This window comes from Streptomyces sp. SPB162 (genome assembly GCF_029504575.1).
Classification (GTDB): Bacteria; Actinomycetota; Actinomycetes; order Streptomycetales; family Streptomycetaceae; genus Actinacidiphila.
The window spans coordinates 5,965,776-5,992,495 of sequence record NZ_JAQFII010000001.1 but is presented as its reverse complement, the minus strand read 5'-3'; the positions used below and the strand labels follow the sequence as shown (position 1 = coordinate 5,992,495).

The following is a 26,720-nucleotide window of genomic DNA, read 5'->3' as shown; positions in this document are numbered from 1 at the left end:
CCCTCAGGCCCGGTACACGCTCCTGCCCGAGCGGGTGCCGGGCCTGTTCGCGTTGGTTCGCGAAACCCCCTGACACCCCCTGACACCGCCTGACAGCTGCCGGCGGCCGTCGTCAGCGGACTGTCCGCGGGCTGTCAGCACGGCTCGGCATCGTCATGGTCATCGAGAACGAGGACCTGACGAGGAGTGGTTGACCATGGGGTACGCGATCCGGGCCGAGGGTCTGGTCAAGAAGTACGGCGACTTCACCGCCCTGGACGGCGTCGACCTGGAGGTGCCGGCCGGCAGGGTCGTCGGCGTCCTGGGTCCCAACGGCGCCGGCAAGACCACCACCGTGCGCATCCTGGCCACGCTGCTGCGCCCCGACGCCGGGCACGCCACCATCGGCGGCCACGACATCGTGAAGGACCCGGTCAGGGTCCGGCAGTTGATCGGGCTCACCGGCCAGTTCGCCTCCGTGGACGAGACCCTGTCCGGCACCGAGAACCTGGTGCTCATCGGGCGGCTGCTCGGACTGTCCCGGCGCGACGCGAGGGTGCGGGCCGCCGAGCTGCTGGAGAACTTCTCCCTCTCCGAAGCCGCCCGCAAGCCGATCGCCACCTTCTCCGGCGGTATGCGGCGGCGCCTGGATCTGGCGGCCTCCCTGGTCGGCCGGCCGCAGGTGCTCTTCCTGGACGAACCCACCACCGGGCTGGACCCGCACGCCCGGCAGGAGGTCTGGAACGTCATCAGGGGGTTGGTCGCGGACGGGTCCACGGCGCTGCTGACCACGCAGTACCTCGAAGAGGCCGATCAGCTCGCCGACTCCATCACCGTCTTCGACAAGGGCCGCAAGGTCGCCGAGGGCCGGCCGGGCGAGCTCAAGCGCCGCGTCGGCGGCCAGATCCTCCAGGTCCGGCCCGCCATGGCCGCCGATGTGCCGCTGGTGGCACAACTGCTCGCCGAGTTGTCCGGCCACTCCCCCGCGCAGGACTCCGGGGTGCTGACCGTACCGGCGGACGACCCGCTGCTCGTCGCGGCGGTCGCCCGCCGTCTGGACGGCGCCGGCATCACCGTCGACGAGCTCGGCCTGCGGCTCCCCAGCCTCGACGAGGTCTTCCTCGCCCTGACCGGACACACGCCCGCCGTCGCCGAAGAACAGCCCGTCGCCGTCTGAGCCCCGACTCCCCCGTTCCGCGCGCACCGTCCCGAGAGGACCCCGTCATGAGCACCCAGCCCCTCAGCGCCCCCGCCGAACTCGCCGGCCGTATCGGCCTCGCGCAGACCGCCCAGCACAGCCTCGCCCTCGCCGGCCGCGGCGTCACCAAGTTCATGAAGTCCCCGATGCAGCTGGTCGACGTGATCCTCACGCCGATCATCAGCCTGCTGATGTTCATCTACCTGTTCGGGGACGCCATGTCCGGCGGCGACACCCACGGCTATCTGCAGCACGTCACCCCGGGCGTCATGGTCATGGCCGTCTTCCAGGCCAGCATCGGTGTGGGCGCCTCGCTCAGCGCGGACGCCGGCACGGGGATCTTCGACCGGTTCCGCAGCATGCCGATCGCCCGCTCCAGTCCTCTGATCGGCGCCGTCCTCGCCGACATCGTCCGCTATGTCGCCTGCCTGGGCACCCTGGTCGTCCTCGCCCTGGTCATGGGATACCGCGTCGAGAACAACCCGGTCGCCTCGCTCGCCGCGTTCGGCCTGCTCATCGGCTTCGCTCTGAGCTTCTCGTGGATCTCGGTCTTCCTCGGCATGCTGATCAAGAACCCCACCTCCGTGCAGGGGCTGATGACCATCCTCATCCTGCCGCTCACCTTCGCCAGCAACGTCTTCGTCTCCGACAACAAGATGGCGGGCTGGCTCCAGGCCTGGTCCGACGTCAACCCCGTCTCGCTGGTGGCCGACGCGGTCCGCGGCCTGCTCAACGGCGGCCCGGTCGCCCACTCGCTGCTCGGCAGCCTCGCCTGGATGGCCGGTGTGATCGTGGTCTTCTTCCCGCTGGCCATGCGGGCCTACCGCAAGAACGCCGGATGATCCTCCGGTGACGAGCCCGGCCGGGCGGAGTCCGCACCACGGGGGTGCGCGGACCCCGCCCGGTCGTCCGCATGACCAGGCGGGGCCGTCAGCTCCGCGGCACCGCCCGCAGGGTCTCCGACTCCAGCCAGCGCAGCGCGTCCTCGCGGGAGTACGCGGCCCCCTCCTCGTACGCCTTCTCGAAGCGGGCCTCGCCCAGCGTCGCCACGATGCGGTCGATCAGCTCGCGCCACTCCGGCTCGCCCCGGTCGAAGGCGCCGCGCATCACCTGGCTCATGCCGAGCGACCTGGCACCCTCTTCCGGAGCCCCTTCGAGTGTCCGCAGCCCGCCCAGCAGTTCCGCCACCCAGGCGAGCGCGGCGCCCGCGCCCTGGCCGAACAGGGCGCCGGCCGCCTCCGGCAGCAGCGCCCTGGCCCGTACGGCGTCACCCTCGGCGAGACGGTTCTCGACGCGGGTGCTGACGATCAGGTCGCGGGCCAGCCCCCGCAGGGACGGCCGCCGGGCGCTCAGCGCTTCGAGCCGGTCGAGCGTCGCGTCGGACCGCGCCAGATCACCGGCCCGGCGGTGCACATTCGCCAGACCCACGAGGATGTTGGCCTCCAGTCGGAGCTGTCCGCGCTCGCGGGCCTGCCGGTGTGCGGCGTGCAGATCGCGGAAGGCGCCTTCCAGGTCGCCGCTGCGCCGGCGTTCGCGGGCGAGTCTGGCCTTGCTGAGGTAGAGGTAGTCCTCGGTGCCGAGTTCGGAGCTGAGGGCCACCGTCCGCTCGAATGTGGCGATGGCCTGCGGGTACTCGCCTCGCAGGGAGTGATCGCGGCCGATCGGGAACAGGCTCATCACCAGCCCCCACCGGTCGCCCACCTCCTCGAAGCCGCGCAGGGCCTCGATCCGGGAGGCGGCGCCGGTGACCAGGTCCCCCTGTTCCGTGAGGGCGAAGTCCCGGGCCAGGTGGGCGCCGGCCCGGACCCAGGGGTCGGGCGACAGGAAGGGGTCCTGGTCCGCGGTTCCGTCCGGTCCCGACGCGCGCGGGAAGGAGACCCGGGACATCCGCAGGAGCAGGAGAGCCGGGTGGAACTCACGCGCCGTCGCCGATTCGCCGTCCGTGGGGGGACGTTCGCCGCCCACCGCTCGTACGGGGTCCGGATCGGCGGCCTCCGCCAGGTACGTGTCGAGCCGGGTGCTCATCCCCCGGATCCCCCAGTACCAGAACATCGCCCCGGCGAAACGCGCGGCCTGGTCCCTGTCCCGGGCGTCGGCGAGCGAGCGCAGCGCGAGGACGAGGTTGTCGTGCTCGGCGTCGAAGACCTCGATCGCGCGCAGCTGCTCGCGGGTCCGCAGGCGGGGCTCGTGTTCTTCCGCGAGGGCCAGGAAGTACACGGCGAAGCGCCGGGTGACGGCGTCTCCGGGTTCGGCGTCGGCGAGCTGCCGCGCCGCGTACGCGCGGACCGTCTCCAGCATCCGGTAGCGCGGCTCGCCCACCCCTTCGCCGGTGTGGACCAGCGACTTCTCGACCAGTGCGTCCAGGACGTACGGGACGTCGGCGGCTGGGAGCGCCGGGTCCGCGCAGACCGCTTCCAGCGCGGGGACGGTCGCGCCGCCCGGGAACACCGACAGTCTGCGGGCGAGGATCCGCTCGGGTTCGTCGAGCAGGTCCCAGCTCCACTCGACGAGCGCGAGCAGGGTGCGCTGGCGGGGCAGGGCGGTGCGGCTGCCCGAGGCGAGCAGGCGGAAGCGGTCGTCGAGGCGGCGCGCGATCTGCTCGACGTTCATCGAACGGAGCTTCGCCGCGGCCAGCTCGAGGGCGAGCGGCATCCCGTCGAGCCGCCGGCAGATCTCGACCACGGCGTCGAGGGTCGAGTCGTCGAGCGTGAAGTCCGGCCGCACTCCGGCGGCCCGGTCGACGAAGAGGCGGACGGCGGGCGACTGCGCGGCCTCGGCGGGCTCCGGCGCTCCCATCGGTATGTCGAGGGGGCCGAGATGGCACAGGGACTCGCCGGTGATGGCGAGGGCCTCCCGGCTGGTGGCGAGGATCCGCAGTTCCGGCAGCTGGTCGAGCAATTCGGCGGTGAGTTCGGCGGCCGCCTCGACGAGGTGCTCGCAGTTGTCGAGCAGGAGCAGGGCGTCGCCACTGCCGAGGAGTCCGGCCATACGCTCGACCGGGGTGGCCCGCTGCCCCTGGCCGGCGTCGTAGAGGCCGCCGTCGGTGGAACTGAGGGCGCCGAGTACCGCGTCGGCCAGCTGGTCCGGCGCGCTCACACCGGCGAGCGGCACGAACCAGACCCGGCCGCGCGCGTGCGCGCGGTCCCGGGTGGCCGCTTCGAGGGAGAGCCGGGTCTTGCCCGCCCCACCGGGGCCGACGATGGTGACGAGCCGGCCGCGTTCCAACTGGCCCGCGAGTCCTTCCAGTTCGCCGTCGCGTCCGACGAAGCTCGTCAGCCGGGCCGGAAGGCGGCTCGGGGCGGCCTCGGCCCGCTCGGCGGGCGACGCCAGCTCGCCCCGCAGCAGCTCCAGATGGATCTCGCGCAGTTCGGCCGTCGGATCGACACCGAGTTCGTCGCCGAGCCGCCCGCGTATCGCCTCGTACACCGCGAGCGCGTCGGACTGCCGTCCGGCCGCGGACAGCGCCCGCATCCGCAGCCCGGCGACCCGCTCGCTCAACGGCCGCTCGGCACCGGCCGCTTCGAGGTCGGCCAGCACCTCTCCGAACCGCCCGAGCCGCAGCTCGGCGTCGCAGCGGTCCTCGGTCGCCGCGATCCGCAGAGCGTCGAGCCGGGTCGCGACGGGCCCGGCGAACGGGGCGTCCAGGACGTCGGCGAGCGCCGCCCCCCGCCACAGCCCGAGCGCCGTTCGCAGCAGCGCGGCCGCCTCGTCGGGCCGGCCGGCCGCCAGCGCCCGCCTGCCCCGGGCGGCCAGCTCCTCGAAGTGGTGGACGTCCACCTCCTCGGGCTGCACCGCGAGCCGGTAGCCGCCGGATGCGGACTCCAGCGCGGCGGACCCGCGCAACGCCCTGCGCAGCCGGGACACCAGCGCCTGCAGCGCGTTGGCCGCCTCGGCGGGCGGCTCCTCACCCCACAGGCCGTCGACGAGCGAGTCGGCGAAGACCGTCCGGCCCTCTTCAAGGGCGAGCCTGGCGAGGAGCATGCGCAGCCGAACGCCGCCCACCTCGACCGGTGTCCCGTCATCGCCGTACACCTGAACCGGTCCCAGCAGCACTACGCGGACCACCGCGGCCTCCCCCTCTGCACCGACCGGCCCTGCCGTGTCGATCATTCTCCGACGCCGGTCAGCATCACGCACCCGACGCCCTGGGTAAAGGGCGGTCCTTTCCGCTCGGGATTTCTCGGAAACCCGGCGATGAACGCGCGCGGCGCCGCCGCGACCGTCCGCTCCCCCGCGGGTGCCGGACCCGAGGCCGCCCCGGCCCCGTGCTCGCGGGTCCGGGGCGGCCTCGGTCGTCGTGTCAGCCGGCGGGTGCGGGCTCCGGGAAGTGGCAGGCGGCCTGACGCTGCCCCGGTCCCGCGATCCGCAGCAGGGGTGCTTCGGTGCGGCAGATATCCCGGGCCTTGTGGCAGCGCGGGTGGAAGGTGCAGCCCGCCGGCGGATGCGCCGGGCTGGGAGGATCGCCGAGCAGCACGATCCGTTCACGGGCCCGCTCCACCGCCGGGTCGGGCAGCGGCACGGCGGACAACAGGGCCCGCGTGTAGGGGTGGGCGGGAGCCCCGTACACCTCGGCCTTGCGGCCGATCTCGACGATCCGGCCGAGGTACATCACCGCGACGCGGTCGCAGACCCGCTTGACGACCGACAGGTCGTGCGCGATGAAGAGGTAGGCGAGGCCGAGTTCACGCTGCAGGGTCTCCATCAGGTTCACGGTCTGCGCCTGGATGGAGACGTCGAGGGCGGACACCGGCTCGTCGGCGACGATCAGCCGCGGCCGGGTGGCGAGCGACCGGGCGATCCCGACGCGCTGCGCCTGTCCCCCGGAGAACTCGTGCGGGTAGCGGTCCAGGTGCTCGGGGATGAGGCCGACCAGGTCCATCAGTTCGGCGGCGCGCCGGCGGGCGTCCGCCGCTCCGCCGCCCTGCGCCAGGATCGGGTCGGCGATGATGCGGGCGACCGTCTGCCGGGGGTTGAGGGACGAGAACGGGTCCTGGAACACCATCTGCACATGGCGCCTTACCGGGCGCAGGGCGCGCGCCGACAGATGACTGATGTCCCGGCCGTCGAAGGTGACGGAGCCCGAGGTGGGCTCCAGCAGCCGGACGACCATCCGCCCGGTGGTGGACTTCCCGCACCCCGACTCCCCCACCAGGCCCAGCGTCTCGCCCGCGGCGATGTCGAACCCGACGCCGTCCACGGCCCGGACGGGGGCGCCGGCGCGCCCGCTCCGGGTGCGGCGGCCCGGGAACGTCTTGACGAGGTCGCGGACGGACAGCAGCGGCGGCGCACCGCCGCCCGCCGGGGCACCGGTGGCGGCCGTCTCCAGAGCGCTCATCGTGATCCTTCCGCGGCGGGAACGGGCGGGGCGGACGTCCGGCCGGACGGGGCGACCGCGTCCAGGGGGAAGTGGCAGGCCACCCGCTGCCCGTCGGTCGCCGGATCCCCGGGGCCGAAGGCCGGACGCTCCGCGGCGCACCGGTCCCGTTCCGCGGCGCTCCCGGCCGCCGCCCGCGGGCAGCGCGGCAGGTACGGGCAGCCGGGCGGTGGCGCGAGCAGCGAGGGCGGGCTGCCCGGGATGGCGCGCAGCGGCGCGTCGTCGGTGTCGTCGAGCCGGGGCAGCGAGTCGAGCAGGCCGCGGGTGTACGGGTGCGCGGGCGCGGTGAACAGGCGTTCGACCGGCGCCTGTTCGGCGGCCCGGCCGCCGTACATGACCAGCACCTCGTGGGCGACGCGGGCGACGACGCCCAGGTCATGGGTGATCATCACGACGCCGAGGCCGCGGTCGGCCTGGATGCGGGCGATGAGTTCGAGGATCTGCGCCTGCACGGTGACGTCGAGCGCGGTCGTCGGCTCGTCCGCGATCAGCAGGTCCGGTTCGCAGGCCAGCGCCATGGCGATCATGACGCGCTGGCGCATGCCGCCGGAGAACTGGTGCGGGTGGTCCGCCGCCCGGCGGGCCGGCTCCGGGATGCCGACCTCGCCGAGCATCTCGACGGCCCGCCGCCGGCCGACCGCGCGACTCGCCTTGAAGTGCACCCGGTAGTGCTCGGCCACCTGCTCGCCGACCGTGTAGTAGGGGTGCAGGCTGGACAGCGGATCCTGGAAGATCATCGCCATCCGGCGGCCGCGCAGCCGGTTCAGCTCGCGGTCGGGCAGCGCGGTGAGCTCCCGGCCGTCGAGCGCGATGGACCCGCTCACGGCCGCGCCTCGGTGCAGGCCCATGACGGCCAGTGACGTGACGGACTTCCCGGAGCCCGACTCGCCGACGATGCCCAGCGTGCGGCCCGCTTCAACGGTGAAGCCGATGCCGTCGACGGCGCGGACCGGGCCCGCCGGGGTGGGGAAGGTGACCTGGAGGTCGCGGACTTCGAGCAGCGGGCCTGGCGCGGCCATCAGTACCTCACTCGCGGATCGACGAAGGCGTAGAGGAGGTCCACGGCCAGGTTGGCGATGACGATGAAGAACGCCGCCAGCAGCGTGACGCCGAGGATGACGGGCTGGTCGGAGCGGACGAGACCGTCGTAGAAGAGCCGTCCGACCCCGGGCAGCCCGAAGATGGACTCGGTGATGACGGCGCCGGCCAGCAGACCGCCGAGGTCCATCCCGAACAGGGTGAGGATGGGCGTCATCCCGGAGCGCAGCCCGTGCTTGACGATGACGGTGCGCTCCGGCATGCCCTTCGCCCGAGCGGTGCGGATGTACGGCTCCGCCATCGCCTCGATCATCGAACTGCGGCTCTGCCGGGCGTACATGGCGGCGTAGAGCAGGGCCAGCGCCAGCCAGGGCAGGATCAGGTTGGAGGCCCAGTCGAGCGGGTCGGCGGTGAGGTCGGTGTAGGTGGGGTACGGCAGCAGGCCGGCGATCCTGATCACGCCGTAGATCAGCATCACCGAGGTGAAGTAGACCGGCATGGAGGCCGCCGCGACCGCACCGACCATCAGGGTGCGGTCGACGAGGGTGTCCTTGCGCAGCGCGGCCGTGACGCCCGCGCCGAGGCCGAGCAGCAGCCACAGCACGGCCGCGCCGACGGCGAGCGAGACCGAGACCGGCAGCCGGTCCATCAGCAGGTCCCAGACCGGGACGGAGTTCTCGTAGCTGTAGCCGAAGCACGGGAAACCGCAGCGCAGCGCGTGCGGCCCCTCCCCCAGGGTGCGTCCGGAGAAGATGCCGGTGAGGAAGTCGCCGAACTGCCGCCAGAGCGGCTGGTCCAGGCCCATGGAGTGCCGGACGAGTTCGAGGCGTTCGGGGCTGCAGCTCTTACCGCAGGCGGCGGCCGCCGGGTCGGAGGGCAGGACGTAGAAGATGGTGAAGGTGATGGCGGAGATGGCGAAGAGCACGCCGGCGACCCCGGCGAGCCGGCGGGCGAGGTAGACGATCACCCGCGGCCTCCCCGGGGATCGAGGATGTCGCGCAGCGCGTCGCCGAGGAGGGTGAAGGCGAGGACGGCCAGGAAGAGGAAGAGGCTGGGGATGACGAAGTACATCGGGTCGGTCTCGTAGAACGCGACGCTGTCGGCGATCATCTGGCCCCAGGAGGGCGTGGGCGGGCGGACGCCGACGCCCAGGTAACTGAGGGCGGCCTCGGTGCTGATCATCCCGGGGATGAGCAGGGTGGTGTACGCGATGATCGGCCCGGCGACGTTGGGCAGGATCTCCCGGCCCAGGATGCGCCAGGCGCCGGAACCGCCGACCCGGGCGGCCTCGACGTACTCGCGGTGCTTGACCGAGAGCGTCTCGCCGCGGACGACGCGGGCGATGCCGGGCCAGCCGAAGACCCCGATGACGGCGGTCATCAGGAGGATCCGGTTGACGTCCTGGGCCACCGACATCATCGCGATCATGAAGATCAGGGACGGGAAGGACATCGTCAGGTCCATCAGGCGGCTGAGCACGGCGTCGATGCGGCCGCCGAAGTAGCCGGCGGCGATCCCGGTGGCGGTGCCCGCGACGACGACCACCGCCGTGGCGCTCAGCGAGATCAGCAGGGAGACCTGCGCGCCGTTGACGACCCGGGCGAACAGGTCGCGGCCGGTGACGGGTTCGACGCCCAGCCAGTGGTCGGGGCCGATGCCGCCGAACGTTCCGAGCGGCAGTCCGCCGAGGTAGGGGTCGACGGCGGTCTGGTCGAACTCGGTGGGCGACCAGCCGCCGAGCGCGCTGAGCAGCGGCGCCGCGGCGGCCATCACGACGAGCAGCGCCACGACCACCAGGCCGAAGCGGCCGGCCGGCCGGCGGCGCAGCTGCCGCCAGGCGAGCCGCCACGGCCCGGCCGCGGTGGTGTCCCGCCGTGCGGGTCGCCGCGCGGCATCAGGAGGAGGTACCCGTTCGGGCACGGTGAGGGTGGCCATCGCCGTGCGCCCCTCAGCCCTGGCTCTTGGACGGGTCCTTGAGGCCGATGGCCGCGTAGTCGAGCTGGCCCGACCACACGGGGTGGCCGAAGGCGCCCGCGATGTTGGTGCCGACCAGCAGGGGCTTGCGCTCCAGCATCAGCGGGACGGCCGGGGACTTGGCCATGATCTGCGCGTCGAGGTCGATCCAGGCCTGGTTGGCCTGGGCCGCGTCGGACATCGCGGCGATCTCGTCCATGCGCTTCATGACCGCGTCGTCGCGGAACTGGGAGTAGTTGCCCTGGTTGCCCTTGTCCCTGATGGTGCGGCCGTCGAAGACGAAGGGCAGGAACGTGGAGCCCGACGGGTAGTCGGGGCACCAGCCCGCCATCACCATGTCGGGCGCGCTCTTGATGTCACCGATCGACTCGTAGTAGGCGGACGGGTCGACGGTGTTGACGGTGACCGCGACCCCGACCCGCGACAGGCCCTGCTGGATCGCCTCGGCCCTGGTTTTGTCGCCGGTGGAGACGGTGAAGGTGGCGCGGAAGCCGCCGTCCTTGCCGGCCGCCTTCAGCAGTTCCTTCGCCCTGGCGACATCGCCGGCCGGCGCGATCTTCAGGGTGTCGGCCTGCTGGGAACCGGTAAGGCCCGGGGGCAGGTAGGCGGTGGCGATGTCGTTGAGCGCGGGGCCGCCGGACGCCGTCAGCAATGACGACTTGTCGACCGCGTACTGCATGGCCTCGCGGACTTTCGGGTCGTTGAACGGGGCCTTGCCGGTGTTGAGTTGCAGCATCACGGTGCAGCCGTTGGACTCGGCGATCAGCCGGCGCTTGACGTCGGCCTTGGGCAGCACCTTGGGCGCGCTCTCGGGCCGCATGTTGGCCCACTCGATCGTGGAGGCGTCGCCGCCGGCGGAGGCGATGACACGGTCGTCGACCTGGCCGCCCTTGAGCCCCTGGACGAAGACGAAGCGGTCCGGGTACGCCTTGCGCACGGTGTCGGTGGCGGCGTCCCAGTGGGTGTTGCGGACCAGGACCAGCTTCTTGCCCCGGTCATAGCTGTCGATCTTGTACGGGCCGGAGGAGAACGGCCGGGCGTCGTACTGCGCGCCCTTCTCCCGGGCCTGCGGCACGGGCGAGAAGGTGGGCAGCGTGACCGTGGAAGCGAACTCGGCGACCGGACGCTTGAGCCTGAAGACGATGGTGAGGTCGTCGGGCGTCTCGATGGAGCTGAGGTGCTTGCCCGTCAGGGGGCCCTGGTAGCCCTTGGTGTCGGCCAGGTACTGGGCGGCGTAGTCGGGGCCGCCGGTGAGGTCGGGTGAGAACGAGCGCTCGACGTTGTACTTGACGTCCTTGGCGGTGATCGGGGTGCCGTCCTCGTACGTCAGGCCCTTCTTGAGGGTGAAGGTCCACACCTTGCCGCCCCCGCTCGGGGTGCCGAGGTCGGTGGCCAGGTCGGGGACGACCTCACTGCCCGCCTTGCCGGGCTCGCTCCTGAAGGTGGTCAGGGTCCGGTAGAGCAGCCGGATCCCCATGTCCATGTTCGGCATCGTCCAGTTGCGGGCCGGATCCAGGTGCGAGAAGTCCTGGTTGGACAGGACGGTGAGGGTGCCGCCCTTGACCGGGACGCCGCCGACGACCTGCCCGTCGTTGGCCGCCGCCGGGTTCTTCCCCCCACTCGGTCCGGCCTTCGCGTCGCCGGAACAGCCCGCGATACCGAGGGCGAGGGACGCCAGAAGGGCGGTGGACAGGGCGAGTTGGGTGCGCTTGGTCATATGAGCCACTCCGTTGCGTGGGACCGCACTCTAAGATGTGACCCGTAACATAGTAATGTGAAATTGCACTGACAAGGTGTGTGCGTCGCCGTTACCCACCCGTGTCCGAAGTCCTGTCCCGAGCCGTGCCCAGCCGTGTCCAGCCGTGTCCGAAGGAGCTCCTCGATGAACGGAACCCCCGCCCGCCCGCATACCGGAAGTCACGATCTGCCCACCTCACCGGCGTTGGACGCCTTCATGGGCACCGCCTGGGCCGCCACCCCGCTGCCCGCCGACACCCGCGTCCCCGGCGCGCACCTCACCCCGGCCCGCCGCGACCGGCTGTCCGCGCGCTTCCCCGGCGAACGGCTCGTCGTCCCCGCCGGGCAGCTCAAGGTCCGCTCCAACGACGACGACTTCCGCTTCCGCCCGCACAGCGCCTACGCCTGGCTCACCGGCCTGACCGGCGAGGACCAGCCGGGCAACGTCCTGGTCCTCGAACCGGACGGCCCCTCGGGACACGAGGCCGTGCTGTACCTGCGGCCGCGCTCACCCCGTACCGAGCCCGGGTTCTACCGCGACCGCCGCTACGGGGAGTTCTGGGTCGGGCGCCGCCCCGACCTCGCGGAGGCCGAGCGGATGACCGGCATCCGGTGCGCGCACCCGGACGGGCTCGGCGCGCTGCCACCGGGCCGCGACGCCGCCACGGACCCCGAACTCGCGAGCGTGCTGTCGGAGTTGCGACTGGTGAAGGACGCCTGGGAGATCGGCCAACTGCAACGCGCCGTGGACCACACGGTCGCCGGCTTCGAGGACGCCGTACGGTCCCTGCCGCGCGCCCTGCGGCACGCGCGCGGCGAACGCTGGATCGCGGGGACGTTCGACCGGCGCGCCCGCGCCGAGGGCAACGGCACCGGGTACGACACCATCGCCGCCTCCGGCGCGCACGCCTGCGTCCTGCACTGGACACGCAACGACGGCCCGCTCGACCCCACCGAACTGCTGCTGCTCGACGCGGGCGTGGAGACGGACACCCTCTACACCGCCGACGTCACCCGCACCCTGCCGCTGACCGGCATCTTCTCCCCCGTCCAACGGCAGCTGTACGAGCTCGTGCTGGCCGCGCAGAGCGCGGGCATCGCGGCGCTGAAACCCGGCGCCTGTTTCCGCGACTTCCATCTGGCCGCGATGGGCGTCATCGCCGAAGGACTCGCCGACTGGGGCGTGCTGCGCGTCCCCGCCGACGAGGTGCTCGCCGAGGACAGCGGCCTCTACCGCCGTTACACGCTGTGCGGCAGCGGCCACATGCTCGGCCTGGACGTGCACGACTGCGCCCAGGCCCGCGCCGAGACCTATCTCGACGGCGTACTGGAGGAGGGCCACGTCCTCACCGTCGAGCCGGGCCTGTACCTCCAACCCGACGACGAGACGCTGCCGTTGGAACTGCGCGGCATCGGCATCCGCATCGAGGACGATCTGGTGATCACGCCCGACGGGGCTCGGCTGATGTCGGGGGCGCTGCCGCGCGATGTCGCGGGGATCGAGGCATGGATGGGCGAGCTGCTGAGCTGACCCGCCGGCCCGCCCCGGGGCCCGGCCCTCAAGGGTGTTGCGAAAGTCCCGGCTGGCCCTAACGGGCGAACGGCGCTACTTTCGCAACGCCCTTCAGGCGGAGCCGAGCCGCCGCTTGAGGACCGGTTCCGGCTTCGCCGCAGCCGGTTCCTCCTTGCCCACCGCCCACAGCGACCGCACATGCCCGAGGTGGCGGGCCATGCACTCCTCAGCCGCCTCGGCGTCGCCGGCGACCATCAGATCCAGCAGCTCGACGTGCTCCTCGGCCGACGAGACCAGCTCGCCGCGCTCGTCCAGCCGCGTCAGCCCGTACAGCCGTGAGCGCTTGCGGAGGTCGCCGACGGCCTCCACCAGCCGCTCGTTCCCGGCCAGGCCGAGGAGGGTGAGGTGGAAGCGGCGGTCGGCCTCCAGGTAGCCGATGAGATCGTGCGCCCGGGCGGCGGCGACGATCTCCTCGGCGACCGGACGCAGTTCCTCGAGCTGTTCGGGAGTGGCGGTGCGGGTGACCCGGCCGACGGTGGGCACCTCGATGAGGGCGCGGATCTCGGTGTACTGGTCGAGGTCGCGCTCGTTCATCTCGGTGACCCGGAAGCCCTTGTTGCGCACCGGTTCGACCAGGCCCTCGCGCGCCAGGTCGAGCATCGCCTCCCGCACGGGAGTCGCGGAGATGCCGAAGTCCGCGGCGAGGGCGGGGGCCGAGTAGACGACGCCGGGACGCAGTTCACCGGCGATGAGCGCGGCCCGCAGGGCGTGGCCCACCTGATCGCGCAGCCGCTCCTGCGCCGTGATCAGGTTGCGCTGTTTCAGGTCACCCATCGCTGTTCCTCCGTCGTCCCGCGGAGCCCCAGCGTACAATGTCACGTTGCTTTCGAGGCCCGGCCGCCGGGGACGATCACAGCAGGAACCCGCCCGGGAACGGATCGGCCGGGTCGAGGAAGTACTGGGCGGTGCCGGTGATCCAGGCGCGGCCGGTCACGGTGGGCACTACGGCGGGCAGACCGCCGACCGCCGTCTCCTCGACGAGCCGGCCGGTGAAGGACGTTCCGATGAAGGACTCGTTGACGAAGTCGGTGTGCAGCGGGAGTTCACCGCGCGCGTGCAGCTGCGCCATGCGCGCCGACGTGCCGGTGCCGCACGGCGAGCGGTCGAACCAGCCGGGGTGGATGGCCATCGCGTGCCGGGACAGCCGCGCGTCGGAGCCGGGGGCGATCAGCTGGACGTGCTTGACGCCGCTGATGTCCGGGTCCTCGGGGTGCACCGGCCGGTCCGCCGCGTTGATGGCCTCCATGACGGCCAGCCCGGCGGCGAGGATGTCGTTCCTGCGCTCGCGGTCGAAGGGCAGCCCGAGGTCGGCCAGCGGCAGCATCGCGTAGAAGTTGCCCCCGTACGCGAGGTCGTAACTGAGCCTCCCGTACCCCGGCACGTCCACCTCGAGGTCCAGCCCGGCCGAGAACGCCGGGACGTTCCGGAGGGTGACGGCCGTGGCCTGCCCGTCCTCGACCTGGACGTCGACGGTGACGAGCCCGGCGGGGGTGTCCAGCCGGACGGTGGTGACCGGCTCGGTGACCTGCACCATCCCGGTCTCGACGAGGACGGTGGCGACACCGATGGTGCCGTGGCCGCACATGGGCAGGTAGCCGGAGACCTCGATGTAGAGGACCCCGAAGTCCGCGTCGGGCCGCGTCGGGGGCTGCAGGATCGCGCCGCTCATCGACGCGTGGCCGCGCGGCTCGTACATCAGGAGCGTGCGCACCCGGTCGTGGTGCTCCATGAAGTACAGCCGGCGTTCGGCCATCGTGGCACCGGGGATGACGCCCACGCCGCCGGTGATGACGCGGGTCGGCATGCCCTCGGTGTGCGAGTCGACGGCGTGGTAGATGTTCCGGCTGCGCAAGGGGTCCTCCTTCTCGTGGGTGTCTCGCGGGTCAGCAGAGGCCTTCGGCCATCGCCTTCTCGGTCGCGGCGCGCACGGCGGACTCGATATCGGCCGGGAGCGGGGAGCGCGGGGGGCGGACCGGGCCGCCGGGCCGGCCCACGAGGTCCATCGACACCTTGATGGCCTGCACGAACTCGGGCTTGGAGTCCCAGCGCAGCAGCGGGTGCAGCGCGCGGTAGAGCGGCACGGCGGTGTCGAGGTCGCCGGTGAGCGCCGCCCGGTACAGGGTCACGCAGGCCTCGGGGAACGCGTTGGGGTAGCCCGCGATCCAGCCGACGGCGCCCGCGATGCCGAGTTCGAGCAGGACGTCGTCGGCGCCGACCAGGACGTCGAGACCGGGTGCGAGCTCGGCGATCTCGTAGGCCCGGCGGACATCGCCGGTGAACTCCTTGACCGCGACGATGCTGCCCTCGTTGTAGAGCTCGGCGAGCAGTCGCGGGGTGAGATCGACCTTGGTGTCGTACGGGTTGTTGTAGGCGACGACCGGGAGCCCGGCCCTGGCCACCTCGGCGTAGTGCGCGCGCACCGCCCGCTCGTCGGCGCGGTAGGCGTTGGGCGGCAGCAGCAGGACGGACCCGGCGCCGGCCTCTCCGGCCTGCTCGGTCCAGCGCCGGGCCTCGGCGCTGCCGTAGGCGGCGACGCCGGGCATGACGCGGTCGCCGTCGCCCGCCGCCTCGACGGCGGTACGGACGACGCGGGCCCGCTCGTCTTCGGTGAGGGTCTGGTACTCGCCCAGGGAGCCGTTGGGCACGACACCGTCGCAGCCGGACTCGATGAGCCAGGCGACGTGTTCGGCGTAACCGTCGTGGTCCACCCGCAGGTCGGCGTGGAAGGGGAGGGCGGTGGCGACCATGATGCCGTGCCAGGGCTGGTCGCGGGGCGGGGTGTTCGTGGTCACGGTGGTTCTCCCTTAGTGAGATGTGACATTTTACTGTGGGGCGCAGGGTCACCACAAGGGGGGCGTCGGCGGGAGTCCTACCGTTCTTCCGGGGGCGCGGCCGTCGGTTCCAGCAGCACAGCCAGCGGTACGGGGCAGGAGAGCGGCCGCCGGTCCGGGCCCGCTCCGGCGCCCGACAGGCAGTCGACCGCGGGGCCGCACATCCGGCCCTGGCACCAGCCCATCCCCGCGCGGGTGAACAGTTTGACGGTGCGGGCGTCGTGGGCGCCGAGGTCGTCGACCGCCGCCCGGACCTCGCCTGCGGAGACCTCCTCGCAACGGCACACGTCGGTGTCGTCGCTCAGCCAGGCGGGCCAGCCGGGACCCGGCCGGTGCGCGGCCGCCATCACCGCCGCGAAGGACCGCAGCCGCTTCCGGGTGCGGCGCAGCGCCGCCGCGCGGCGGGCGTCGGCACGTGGCGAAGACGGTGCCGCGGCCGCGATGGCGTAGGCCGCCAGTTCCCCCTCGGCGAGCGCGAGTCGCGCGCCGCCCACGCCCCCGGTCTCGCCGGCCGCCCAGACGCCGGGCACCGAGGTCCGCTGGCGCTCGTCGAGGGCGAGAGCGAGCGTGCCGTCGGGGGTGCGGCGGGTGGCGCAGCCCAGTCCGGTGGCCAGTTCCAGTTGCGGCAGCAGGCCGTGACCCACCGCGAGCGCGTCGCAGGCGATCCGCCGGCCGGTGCCCGGCACCGGGCGCCAGTCGCGGTCCAGCCGGGAGACGGTCACGGCCTCCACCCGGTCGGTTCCGTGCGCCTGCGTCACCGCGCTGCGGGTGCGGGGGCGCAGACCGTGGCGGAGCAGGGCCGTACCGTGGACCGCGCCTTCGAGCAGCTTGCCGGGGTTGGCGGCCAGCGACCGGGGGCTCCTGGCGTAGGCGGTGTAACCGGCCGCCTCGACGACGGCGGCCACCTGGGCGCCCGCGGCGGCCAGCGAGCCGGCGACCGCCAGCAGCAGCGGGCCGCTGCCCGCGACGACGATGCGCCGTCCGGGCAGCACCAGGCCGGACTTGAGCATCGCCTGGGCGCCGCCCGCGCCGACCACGCCGGGCAGCGTCCAGCCGGGGAACGGCAGTTGGCGCTCGCAGGAGCCGGTCGCCAGCAGCAGCGCCCGTGACGTCACCGCCGCCCGGCCCTGTCCCGGCCCGTCGGGACCGGTGACCGCGTGCGCCGTCCACGCCGTCGGACCGTCGCGTTCCACGGTCCAGACGTGGTGGCGGCTGAGGTACCGGACCCTGCCCGTCCCGGTGTGCCGGTCGAGCCGTCGCACCAGCGCGGCGAAGGCGGCCCAGCCGTGGTGCAGCGCCTCGGGGCGCGCGGCGCCGAGTTCGGGCGCGGGATGGCGGTAGTACTGGCCGCCGGGGGCGGCCGCCGCGTCGAGGAGGGCGACGGTCAGCCCGAGGTCGGCCGCGGTCACGGCGGCGGCGAGCCCGGCGGGCCCGGCGCCGATGACCGCGAGGTCGTACTCCGCGATGTCAGACGGCAAGGTCGGCACGGCCGTGGCCCTCCTGGGTGGTGACGAGATCGCCGGGGCGCGCCGGGACCAGGCAGGCCCGCTGGTTGGGGACGTCGTTGACGGTGGCAAGGCAGTCGTAGCAGGAGCCGATGCCGCAGAAGGCACCGCGCGGGCGGCCGTTCACCCGGGTGGTGCGCCAGGCGAGGATGCCCGCGGACCACAGGGCCGCGGCGACGGTCTGGCCCGGCAGGGCGGACACGGCACGGCCGTCCATCATGATCTCGAAGGATGGCCCCGGGGTGGCCCCGGCCAGGTCGACGGGGTTACGCGCCATCGTGTGGCCCTCTCGGATACGTCGTGTCGGGGAACCGGTCGGGCCGGAACGGGGTCAGGTCCAGCGCGGGCCGCTCGCCCCGGATCGCGGCGGTCAGCAACAGCCCGGTCGCCGGGGCGAGTCCGATGCCGGCGCCCTCGTGTCCGCAGGCGTGGAAGAGGCCGGGCGCGCGGGGATCGGGCCCGATCGCGGGCAGATGGTCCGGCAGGTACGGCCGGAAACCGTGGTAGGCGCGCAGCACCCGGACCCCGGCCAGCACCGGGAAGAGCGCCGCGGCCCCGGCCGCGAGCCGGCGCAGCACCTCGACCCGCACCGCACGGTCGAAGCCCACCCGCTCCCGGCTGGCGCCGATGAGCACCGGCCCGGACGGGGTGCCCTCGACCACGGGCGAGGTCTGCAGGGCCGCGGAGCCGCTGGCCACGTCCGCGACGTAGTCGGCGGCGTAGACCTTGTGCCGGACGAGCCGGGGCAGCGGTTCCGTGACGAGGACGAAGCCGCGCCGGGGCATGACCGGCAGTTCCACCCCGGCCAGCGCGGCGAGTTCACCGCCCCAGGTCCCGGCCGCGTTGACCACGGCGGGTGCCCGCAGCTCGCCCTGCTCGGTGCGCACCCCGCGGACCGCGCCATCAGAACCGGTCAGGACCGTCGTGACCTCCTCGCCGAGGCGCAGCAGCGCACCGGCCCGCCGGGCGGCGCGCAGCAGATGGGCGGCGGCCAGGGCAGGCTGGACCTGGGCGTCCTGCGGGTAGTGGAAGGCCCCGGCGAGGCCGGGCGCCAGATGGGGTTCCACGTCGTGCAGCCGGTCCCCCGGGACCCGGGCCACAGCGACGCCGGCGGCCGCCTGCTGAGCGGCGAAGACGCTCAGGGCGTCCAGGCGGGCCTCGTCGGACGCTACGACGAGGCCGCCCTTGGACTCGAACTCGATCTCCGGTGGGAGGTCGTCGGCGAGCTCGCGCCAGAGCCTGGTGGACAGCAGCGCGAGGTCGAGTTCAGGGCCGGGCTCCTTGTCGGAGACCAGCAGATTGCCTTCACCGGCGCCCGTGGTGCCGCCCGCGACAGAGCCGCGGTCGACCACGGCGACGGACAGTCCGGACCGGGAGGCGTAGTAGGCGCAGGCCGCGCCGACCACTCCGGCCCCGACGATGACGACGTCCAGCGAGTGTCTCGTGGGCACTGCAGTAATATGTCACATGGCGTACGTGCTGCCAAGGGATCACCTCCGCGCCGGGTCCCCCGCGCTACGACAGGACGGCGATCCCGTCGAGTTCGACCATCGCCTCCTCGTCCCAGAGCCGGACCACTCCCACGACCGCCATCGCCGGATAGTCGCGGCCCGCCAACGACCGCCACAGCCGCCCCAGTTCGGGGGCGTGCTCCCGGTAGGCGGCGACATCCGTGGTGTGCACGGTGATGCGGGCGAGGTCGGCCGGGCCGCCGCCCGCGGCGGCGAGCGCCGCCAGAAGATTGCCGAGTGCCACCTCGAACTGGGCGGGCAGCGTGTCGCCGACGACCTTGCCCGCCGGGTCGAGTGCTGTCTGGCCGGCCAGGAAGACCATCGTGCGGCCGGTCGCGGTGACGGCGTGGCTGAAGCCGGTGGGCGGCGACAGCTCGCCCGGGTTGATGCGCCGCAGGCTCATCGGTACAGCTCCTTCGCGATGATGGTGCGCTGGACCTCGGTGGCACCTTCATAGATACGCGGCGCCCGCACTTCGCGGTAGAGGTGCTCGAGCAGGTGCCCGCGTTCCAGGGCGCGGGCGCCGTGGATCTGTACCGCCCGGTCCACCGCGAACTGCGCGGTCTCGGTCGCGTACAGCTTCGCCATCGCCGACCGCTTGGCGATGTCGGGCGCCCCGCTGTCGTACGCCTCCGCGGCGGCGTAGACGAGCAGCCGCGCGGCCTCGGTGCGGGTCGCCGTCTCGGCGAGCGCGTGGGACACGGCCTGCAGGTCCTTGAGCGGACCACCGAAGGCGGTGCGCGCGCCCGCGTGCTCGGTGGCGGCGTCGAGCGCGGCCTGCGCCATACCGACGGCGAACGCGCCGACGCTGGGCCGGAACAGGTTCAGGGTGTCCATCGCGACGCGGAAGCCCCGGCCGGGCTCGCCGAGCAGATCGTCCGGGCCGACCGGGACGCCGTCGAAGGCGAGCCGTCCGATGGGGTGCGGGGAGAGCATGTCCAGGTGCGCGCCGGAGAGCCCCGGCCGGTCGGCGGGGACGAGGAACGCCGTCACCCCGCGCGACCCGGCGTCCGGCGCCGTGCGCGCGAAGACCGTGTAGAAGTCGGCCTGCGGAGCGTTGGAGATCCAGCACTTCTCGCCGGTCAGCCGCCATCCCGGGCCGTCCGGCTCGGCGGCCAGCTCCAGCGCCGCCGCGTCGGAGCCGGCGGCGGGCTCGGTCAGCGCGAAGGCGGCGACCGCCCGGCCCGCCGCGACCTCCGGGATCCAGCGGGCGGCCTGCTCCGCGCTGCGCAGCACCGGGTGCGCGCCCAGACCCTGCAGCGCGAGCGCGGTCTCGGCCTCGGTGCACTCGCGGGCCAGCGACTCCCGCAGCAGGCACAGGTCCATCGCCGAGACCCGGCCGCCGGGTGGGAAGACCCGCTCCAGCAAGCCGAGTTCGCCCAGTTCCGCGAGCAACGGGCGGTTGACCCAGCCGGGTTCACCCGCCTCGGCCAGCGGCCGCAGCCGGCTCGCCGCGAGGGAGCGGATCTCGGCACACCACTTCAGTTGTTCCGGATCGAGAGCGAACGAGGGCATCGGCGCCTCCAAGCGGTATCGCGTACCGTTGACTGTCGTCAGCAACACGTTACGCTTCATTCGTTCGCTCTCAGGTGCCAACGAAGGCGGTACCGCCATGGACCTGCTGCCCTCCGCCCACGTGGACACCTTCGCGCGCGACCACCTCCCACCGCGTGACCAGTGGCCGGAACTCGCCTTCGAGCTGCCTGCGCTGCAGTACCCCGACCGGCTCAACTGCGCGGCCGAACTGCTGGCCGGCGGCAGCCCCGACACCCCCTGCCTGCGCACCCCCGGCGGCGAGGTCTGGTCCTACGGCGATCTGGACGCCGCCGCCGGCCGCATCGCGCACGTCCTGGCGGACGACCTCGGGGTGCGGCCCGGCAACCGGGTCCTGCTGCGCGGGCCGTCCACCCCCTGGCTGGTGGCGTGCTGGTTCGCGGTGCTCAAGGCGGGCGCGGTGGCCGTGACCGTGCTGGCCGCGCAGCGCTCCGGCGAGCTCGCGACGATCTGCGACATCGCTGCCGTCCGGCACGCGCTGTGCGATCTGCGGTCGGTGGACGACCTGGCCACGGCCGGGATCCCGGACCTGCGGATCACCACGTACGGCGGCGAGGCGCCCGAGGACCTGCTGCGACGGGCGGCCGCCAAGCCGGACCGCTTCCCCGACGTCGCCACCTCGGCCGACGACGTCGCGCTCATCGCCTTCACCTCGGGGACCACCGGCCGCCCCAAGGGCTGTATGCACTTCCACCGCGACGTCCTGGCCATCGCCGACACGTTCTCCGCCGAGGTGCTGCGCCCGCGCGCCGACGACGTCTTCGCGGGCAGCCCGCCGCTCGGCTTCACCTTCGGCCTCGGCGGGCTGGTGATCTTTCCGATGCGGGTCGGGGCGTCCAGTGTGCTACTGGAGCAGGCGGGTCCCGGGCAGTTGCTGGCGGCCGTCGCCCGGCACCGGGTGAGCGTGCTGTTCACGGCGCCGACCGCGTACCGCGCGATGCTCGGCCACCTCGACGACGACAGCGTTCCGTACGACGTCTCGTCGCTGCGGCGATGCGTTTCGGCGGGCGAGAACCTGCCCGCCGCGACCTGGCAGGCCTGGTACGACCGCACGGGGCTGCGCATCATCAACGGCATCGGCGCCACCGAGCTGCTGCACATCTTCATCTCCGCCGCCGACGACGCCATCCGCCCCGGCACCACCGGCCTTCCGGTGCCCGGCTACCGCGCGCGGATCGTCGACACCGCGGGCGAGCCGCTCCCCGACGGCGAGCCGGGGCTGCTCGCGGTGCGCGGCCCGACCGGCTGCCGGTACCTCGCCGACGAGCGCCAGACCGGGTACGTGCGGGAGGGCTGGAACCTCACCGGCGACACCTACGTCCGCGAACCCGACGGCTACTTCCGCTATGTCGCCCGCGCCGACGACATGATCATCTCGGCGGGCTACAACATCGCGGGACCGGAGGTCGAGGAGGCGCTGCTGCGCCACCCGGACGTCAGCGAGGCGGCCGTCATCGGCGTCGAGGACGAGGAGCGCGGCCAGATCGTCCGGGCCTACGTCGTCCTGCGCGACGGCGTACCGCGCGACGCGGCCACGGTGGGCGCCCTGCGCGACTTCACGAAGGGCGTGATCGTGCCCTACAAGTGCCCGCGCGACATCGTCTTCCTGGACGCGCTGCCCCGCACCCCCACCGGGAAACTCCAGCGCTTCCGGCTGCGCGACCTAAAATGATCAGGTGACCGACCACACCCCCAGTTCGCTGATCGTGACCTTCTTCGGCGCCTACGGACGCGCCGAGATGGACGGCCGGGTACCGGTCGCCACCCTCATCCGGCTGATGGGCGCGGTGGACGTCGACCCGCAGTCGGTCCGCTCGGCCGTCTCCCGGCTCAAGCGGCGCGAACTGCTGGTCCCCGACCGCGTCGGCGGCGCCGCCGCGTACGCGCTCTCCGACGACGCCCGCCAGCTCCTCGCCGACGGCGACCGCCGTATCTACGGCGCGCCCGCGGACGAGGACGGCGACGGCTCCTGGGTGCTCGCCGTCTTCTCCGTTCCCGAGACCGAGCGCCACAAGCGGCACCTGCTGCGCTCCCGGCTGGCCCGGCTCGGCTTCGGCAGCGCCGCGCCCGGCGTCTGGATAGCGCCGGCGCACGTCCAGGAGGAGGCCCGGCACACCCTGCGCCGCCTCGAGCTCGACCCCTACGTGGACCTCTTCCACGGCACGCACCGCGGCTTCGAACCGACCGCCACCGCCGTCCGCCGCTGGTGGGACCTCGACGCCATCGCCGCCCTGCACCGCACCTTCCTCGACGCCCAGGAGCCGGTGCTCCGCCGCTGGTCCCGCCGCCAGGACGTGCCGCCGGGCGACGCCTTCCCCGACTACCTCCGCGCCCTCGACTCCTGGCGCCACCTCCCCTACGCCGACCCGGGCCTCCCCGCCCCGCTGCTGCCGCCCGACTGGCCGGGCGCCCGCGCGTCCCAGGTCTTCACCGACCTCCGCAAACGGCTGCATGAACCGGGCGCGGCCTTCGTCCGCGAGGCGGCCGGGCCCGCGTGAACGGCCGAGCGCGGTACCCGTCCGGAGAGGCCGGGTACCGCGCTCGGTCGTGACGACGGACGGTGCGGCCGGGGTCAGCCCTCGGCCGGCAGCTCGTAGACGTTCTTCGGAGTGATGATGGACGTCACCGCCTTGGCGATGAGGGTGCTCGGCTCGGAACCGTCGTGCAGGATGTCGGTGTTGAGCAGGATCACCATGGTGGCCTTCTGCTCCGGCAGGTACATCGTCACGCTCTCGTAGCCCGGCAGCGAGCCGTTGTGCCCGACCCAGCCGTGGGTGGTGAACAGGCCGAGGCCGTACCCGGCACCGTCGAAGTTCGGTACCGGGATGAACTTCTCCCGCTGAGCCTGGGTGGCCGGGGACAGCAACTCACCGGTGGCGACGACCTTGGCCCACTTGCGCAGGTCCTGCAGGGTGGACACCATCGCGCCGGCCGCCCAGCCCCAGCTGGGGTTCCAGTCCGTCGTGTCGGCGACCGCACCGGTCAGCGTCTGGTTCGTGTACCCGTGCGCGTGCGGCGACGGGAACTCGGCGCCCTTCGGGAGCAGCGTGTGCTCCATGTGGGCCGGACCGGTGACGTACCGCCGGATGAACTCGGCGAGCGGCATCTTGCCCAGCTTCTCCACGAGCAGGCCGAGCAGGATGTAGTTCGTGTTGGAGTACTGGAACTGCGTACCCGGGGCGAAGACGTTCGGGTGACGGAACGCGTACGCCAGCAGTTCCTTCGGGGTGAATTGGCGCGTCGGGTCGCTGAGCAGGTCGTGGACGAAGTCCTGGTCGAACGTGTACGAGAACAGGCCGCTGCGCATCTCCAGCATCTGGCGGACGGTGATGTGCTCGCCGTCGGGTACGCCGTGCAGGTAGGTGGAGATCGGCTTGTCCAGCCGGACCAGCCCCCGGTCGACCAGCTCCAGGACGGCGGTGGCGGTGAAGGTCTTGGTCTCACTGCCGATCCGCATGTTGAGGTCGGGCGTCATCGGCGCCCGGGTCTTCTTGTCGGCCACTCCCGTCGACCGGATGTAGCTGCCCCGGCCGGGCAGCCACAGACCGACGGTCACGCCGGGGACGCCGGCTTCCTTGCGGGTGGCCTCGATCGCCTTGTCGAGGCGGGCCACGAGCGCGGGATCCAGACCATCGGGCGGGCAGTCGTCGGCGCGCGGGTCGACGGCGTACGGGTCGACGGCGGTGAACGCGGTTCTCGGCGGGGCGGCCTGGGCCGCGGACGAGGTCAGAGAGAGAGGGACCAGCGTGGAGAGGGCGAGGAGGGCGGTGACGAGTCGGCGGGTGGGGGCACGACGCATGACGGGATGCCTCTTCCAAAAGCGAGGGGATCTTGCGACGCCAAGATCACCCATCGCACCCTGCCCCGACCCGGCACCCGCCGTCACCACGCGGCAAATCCACCCGGACGGCCCCGGCCTCTCGTGTTCAGCACCTCTAGTGCTCTGGCCGGAAAGGTTCACCGGTTCGCGACGCCCGGCACGGTACCTCGCTGCGTTGTCGGAGTCGTCCGAGTACGCCCGGTACGAGGACGACCCTCCGCCGTGCAGTCGCACGGCGGGGGGTCGCCCCTGTACTGGACGTACTGGGGCGGGCCCGACAACTGGGGGCCCCTCCCAGCGGTAGCTGGGGGAGAGCGCGCGTGCCAGGCGTCCCGGGCCAGGCCGGATGTGTCAGACACGGCCTAGAGCGTCAGCCGGGGCTTCGGGGCGTCCGTTCGGCCGGTCGGGGGACGGCGGCTGCCCGCCGTGTACTGGCGGGGCCAGATCGCGGCCAGGCCGCTGTACTCCTGATCGGCGGCGGCGTGCAGGGTCCAGTTCGGGTCGTGGAGGTGGGGGCGCGCCAGCGCGCACAGGTCGGTGCGGCCGGCCAGCAGGAGGGAGTTCACGTCGTCCCACGAGGAGATCGCGCCGACGGCGATGACGGGGACGCCGAGTTCGTTGCGGATGCGGTCGGCGTACGGGGTCTGGTACGAGCGGCCGTACGCGGGACGCTCGTCCGCGACGACCTGCCCCGTCGAGACGTCGATGGCGTCGGCCCCGTGGGCGGCGAAGGCGCGGGCGATGGCGACGGCGTCGTCCTCGGTGGTGCCGCCGGGCGCCCAGTCCGTGGCGGAGATGCGGACGGTCATCGGGCGGTCGCGCGGCCAGACGGCGCGGACCGCGTCGAAGACCTCCAGCGGGTAGCGGAGCCGCCCGTCGAGGTCGCCGCCGTAGGCGTCGGCGCGGTGGTTGGTGAGCGGGGAGAGGAAGGACGAGAGCAGATAGCCGTGTGCGCAGTGCAGTTCGAGCAGGTCGAAGCCCGCACGGGCGCCCCGCGCCGCGGCTTGCGTGAACTGCTCGCGGATCGCGGCGAGGCCGGCCGCGTCGAGCGCGGCCGGCACCTGGTTGACGCCCGGCCGGTACGACAGCGGGGAGGGTGCGACGAGCGGCCAGTTCCCGTCCGGGAGCGGCTCGTCGATGCCCTCCCACATGAGGCGCGTGGAGCCCTTGCGTCCGCTGTGGCCGAGTTGCAGGCCGATGGCGGCGGACGACTGCGCGTGGGCGAAGGCGGTGACCCGCCGCCAGGCCGTCTCGTGCTCGTCGGTGTAGAGGCCGGCGCAGCCGGGGGTGATGCGGCCCTGCGGACTGACGCACACCATCTCGGTCATGACGAGTCCCGCACCACCGAGGGCCCGCGCGCCCAGGTGCACGAGGTGGAAGTCGCCGGGCGTGCCGTCCACGGCCGAGTACATGTCCATCGGCGAGACGACGACGCGGTTGCGCAGCGTCAGCCCGCCGAGCCGGAAGGGAGTGAACATCGGCGGGGTGGCGGGCTCGGTGCCGAAGTCCCGTTCCACGGCGTCGGTGAAGCCGCGGTCGCGCAGCCGCAGGTTGTCGTGGGTGACGCGGCGGCTGCGGGTGAGGAGGTTGAAGGCGAACTGCAGCGGCGGCTGCCCGGTGTACTGCGCGACCTGTTCGAACCATTCGAGGCTGGCGCGGGCCGCGCGCTGGGTGCTCTCGACGACGGGCCTGCGCTCGGTCTCGTACGCCGTCAGCGCGGACGGCACGTCCGGCCGCTCCTGCAGGCAGGCGGCGAGCGCGAGCGCGTCCTCCATGGCGAGTTTGGTGCCGGAGCCGATGGAGAAGTGCGCGGTGTGGGCGGCGTCGCCGAGCAGCACGGTCCGCCCGTGCCACCACCGCTCGTTGACGACGGTCGTGAACGCGCCCCAGCGCGAGCGGTTGCCGGTCAGCGTGTGGCCTTCCAGGCAGCCCGCGAAGAGCTTCTCGCAGCGGGCGATCGACTCCGCCTCGTCGAGCCGGTCGAACCCCGCGCGCAGCCAGACGTCCTCCCGCATCTCGACGATGAACGTGGCGGCGCCCTCGCGGTACGGGTACGCGTGGCCCTGCATGACGCCGTACTCGGTCTCGGCGATCTCGAAGCGGAAGGCGTTCAGGGGCAGGTCGGTGCCGAGCCAGATGTAACGGCAGCGGTGGCCGGTCAGCCGCGGTCGGAAGACCTCGGCGTGCGCGGTGCGGGTCGCGCTGTTGGCGCCGTCCGCGGCGATGACGAGGTCGTGGCTCGTGGCGAGTTCCGCGGCGGTGGGGGCGGTCTCGCGCAACCGCAGCCCGACGCCGAGGTCGCGGCAACGCTGGTGCAGGATCGTCAGCAGCCGGCGGCGGTCGAGGGCGGCGAAGCCGTGACCGCCGGACGTGATCACCTCGCCGCGGAAGTGCACGTCGATGTCGTCCCAGCGGGTGAACTCGGCTTGCAGGGCGCGGTAGACGACCGGGTCCGCGTGCTCGATGCCGCCGAGGGTCTCGTCGGACAGCACGACGCCGAACCCGAAGGTGTCGTCGGGGGCGCCGCGTTCCCAGACGGTGATGGCGCGCGTGGGATCGAGGCGCTTGAGCAGGGCGGCCGCGTACAGGCCCCCGGGGCCGCCGCCGATGACCGCGATCCGCATGG

Annotated in this window: 21 protein-coding genes; 5 read left to right on the top strand and 16 right to left on the bottom strand. The window is 73.0% G+C overall.

Features of this window, described 5'->3' with window-relative positions; genetic code table 11:
* Positions 1 to 196 precede the first annotated feature (196 nt).
* The gene (locus tag M2266_RS27090) at positions 197 to 1,156 is read left to right on the top strand and encodes an ATP-binding cassette domain-containing protein (protein WP_277440533.1); all 960 of its coding nucleotides are present in this window, start codon (positions 197 to 199) and stop codon (positions 1,154 to 1,156) included.
* Between the two features lie 47 nt (positions 1,157 to 1,203).
* A complete protein-coding gene (locus tag M2266_RS27085) occupies positions 1,204 to 2,019 on the top strand; it encodes an ABC transporter permease (protein WP_277440532.1) in 816 nt (271 codons plus the stop codon).
* An 88-nt stretch (positions 2,020 to 2,107) separates the two neighbouring features.
* Here M2266_RS27085 and M2266_RS27080 read toward each other — a convergent pair whose 3' ends face one another.
* The 6 genes from M2266_RS27080 to M2266_RS27055 form a co-directional block, all read right to left on the bottom strand.
* Positions 2,108 to 5,242, bottom strand: coding sequence for a BTAD domain-containing putative transcriptional regulator (locus M2266_RS27080; RefSeq protein ID WP_277440531.1), 3,135 nt, complete (start codon positions 5,240 to 5,242; stop codon positions 2,108 to 2,110).
* Positions 5,243 to 5,477: 235 nt separating this feature from the next.
* The gene (locus M2266_RS27075; protein ID WP_277440530.1) at positions 5,478 to 6,512 is read right to left on the bottom strand and encodes an ABC transporter ATP-binding protein; all 1,035 of its coding nucleotides are present in this window, start codon (positions 6,510 to 6,512) and stop codon (positions 5,478 to 5,480) included.
* A complete protein-coding gene (locus M2266_RS27070; protein ID WP_277440529.1) occupies positions 6,509 to 7,570 on the bottom strand; it encodes an ABC transporter ATP-binding protein in 1,062 nt (353 codons plus the stop codon). Before M2266_RS27070 ends, M2266_RS27075 begins: the two co-directional genes overlap by 4 nt.
* Positions 7,570 to 8,556, bottom strand: coding sequence for an ABC transporter permease (locus M2266_RS27065; protein ID WP_277440528.1), 987 nt, complete (start codon positions 8,554 to 8,556; stop codon positions 7,570 to 7,572). The genes M2266_RS27070 and M2266_RS27065 overlap by 1 nt, the downstream gene beginning before the upstream one ends.
* Complete coding sequence (locus M2266_RS27060; RefSeq protein WP_277440527.1) at positions 8,553 to 9,524, bottom strand: ABC transporter permease; 972 nt, start codon at positions 9,522 to 9,524, stop codon at positions 8,553 to 8,555. Before M2266_RS27060 ends, M2266_RS27065 begins: the two co-directional genes overlap by 4 nt.
* 13 nt (positions 9,525 to 9,537) lie before the next feature.
* The gene (locus M2266_RS27055) at positions 9,538 to 11,280 is read right to left on the bottom strand and encodes an ABC transporter substrate-binding protein (RefSeq protein WP_277440526.1); all 1,743 of its coding nucleotides are present in this window, start codon (positions 11,278 to 11,280) and stop codon (positions 9,538 to 9,540) included.
* A 165-nt stretch (positions 11,281 to 11,445) separates the two neighbouring features.
* Here M2266_RS27055 and M2266_RS27050 point away from each other — a divergent pair, with 165 nt between their 5' ends.
* Entirely contained in the window at positions 11,446 to 12,831 is a 1,386-nt protein-coding gene (locus tag M2266_RS27050) for an aminopeptidase P family protein (protein WP_277440525.1), read from the top strand.
* Between the two features lie 93 nt (positions 12,832 to 12,924).
* Here the strand turns inward: M2266_RS27050 and M2266_RS27045 are convergent, their stop codons facing one another.
* The 8 genes from M2266_RS27045 to M2266_RS27010 form a co-directional block, all read right to left on the bottom strand.
* The gene (locus tag M2266_RS27045) at positions 12,925 to 13,647 is read right to left on the bottom strand and encodes a GntR family transcriptional regulator (RefSeq protein ID WP_277440524.1); all 723 of its coding nucleotides are present in this window, start codon (positions 13,645 to 13,647) and stop codon (positions 12,925 to 12,927) included.
* Positions 13,648 to 13,723: 76 nt separating this feature from the next.
* On the bottom strand, positions 13,724 to 14,725 hold the full coding sequence (locus M2266_RS27040; protein WP_277440523.1) for a proline racemase family protein: 1,002 nt from the start codon (positions 14,723 to 14,725) through the stop codon (positions 13,724 to 13,726).
* Between the two features lie 31 nt (positions 14,726 to 14,756).
* Positions 14,757 to 15,620 carry a dihydrodipicolinate synthase family protein gene (locus M2266_RS27035; protein WP_277441374.1) on the bottom strand — a complete coding sequence of 288 codons (864 nt, stop codon included), beginning with the start codon at positions 15,618 to 15,620 and terminating at the stop codon, positions 14,757 to 14,759.
* A gap of 122 nt (positions 15,621 to 15,742) precedes the next feature.
* Positions 15,743 to 17,191 carry an NAD(P)/FAD-dependent oxidoreductase gene (locus M2266_RS27030; protein ID WP_277440522.1) on the bottom strand — a complete coding sequence of 483 codons (1,449 nt, stop codon included), beginning with the start codon at positions 17,189 to 17,191 and terminating at the stop codon, positions 15,743 to 15,745.
* Positions 17,172 to 17,486 carry a (2Fe-2S)-binding protein gene (locus M2266_RS27025; protein WP_277440521.1) on the bottom strand — a complete coding sequence of 105 codons (315 nt, stop codon included), beginning with the start codon at positions 17,484 to 17,486 and terminating at the stop codon, positions 17,172 to 17,174. Before M2266_RS27025 ends, M2266_RS27030 begins: the two co-directional genes overlap by 20 nt.
* Complete coding sequence (locus M2266_RS27020; protein ID WP_277440520.1) at positions 17,476 to 18,660, bottom strand: FAD-binding oxidoreductase; 1,185 nt, start codon at positions 18,658 to 18,660, stop codon at positions 17,476 to 17,478. The genes M2266_RS27025 and M2266_RS27020 overlap by 11 nt, the downstream gene beginning before the upstream one ends.
* 64 nt (positions 18,661 to 18,724) lie before the next feature.
* Entirely contained in the window at positions 18,725 to 19,123 is a 399-nt protein-coding gene (locus M2266_RS27015) for a RidA family protein (protein ID WP_277440519.1), read from the bottom strand.
* Entirely contained in the window at positions 19,120 to 20,235 is a 1,116-nt protein-coding gene (locus M2266_RS27010) for an acyl-CoA dehydrogenase (protein WP_277440518.1), read from the bottom strand. The genes M2266_RS27015 and M2266_RS27010 overlap by 4 nt, the downstream gene beginning before the upstream one ends.
* Before the next feature lie 97 nt (positions 20,236 to 20,332).
* Here M2266_RS27010 and M2266_RS27005 point away from each other — a divergent pair, with 97 nt between their 5' ends.
* Both M2266_RS27005 and M2266_RS27000 read left to right on the top strand, forming a co-directional pair.
* On the top strand, positions 20,333 to 21,946 hold the full coding sequence (locus M2266_RS27005; protein ID WP_277440517.1) for an AMP-binding protein: 1,614 nt from the start codon (positions 20,333 to 20,335) through the stop codon (positions 21,944 to 21,946).
* A 4-nt stretch (positions 21,947 to 21,950) separates the two neighbouring features.
* Positions 21,951 to 22,772: a PaaX family transcriptional regulator C-terminal domain-containing protein gene (locus M2266_RS27000; protein WP_277440516.1), complete on the top strand. Its 822-nt coding sequence runs from the start codon at positions 21,951 to 21,953 to the stop codon at positions 22,770 to 22,772.
* Positions 22,773 to 22,846: 74 nt separating this feature from the next.
* Here the strand turns inward: M2266_RS27000 and M2266_RS26995 are convergent, their stop codons facing one another.
* Together M2266_RS26995 and M2266_RS26990 are read right to left on the bottom strand one after the other, a co-directional pair.
* The gene (locus M2266_RS26995) at positions 22,847 to 24,073 is read right to left on the bottom strand and encodes a serine hydrolase domain-containing protein (RefSeq protein WP_277440515.1); all 1,227 of its coding nucleotides are present in this window, start codon (positions 24,071 to 24,073) and stop codon (positions 22,847 to 22,849) included.
* Positions 24,074 to 24,456: 383 nt separating this feature from the next.
* Positions 24,457 to 26,718, bottom strand: a complete 2,262-nt coding sequence (locus tag M2266_RS26990; protein WP_277440514.1) for a bifunctional salicylyl-CoA 5-hydroxylase/oxidoreductase — start codon at positions 26,716 to 26,718, stop codon at positions 24,457 to 24,459.
* Positions 26,719 to 26,720 lie beyond the last annotated feature (2 nt).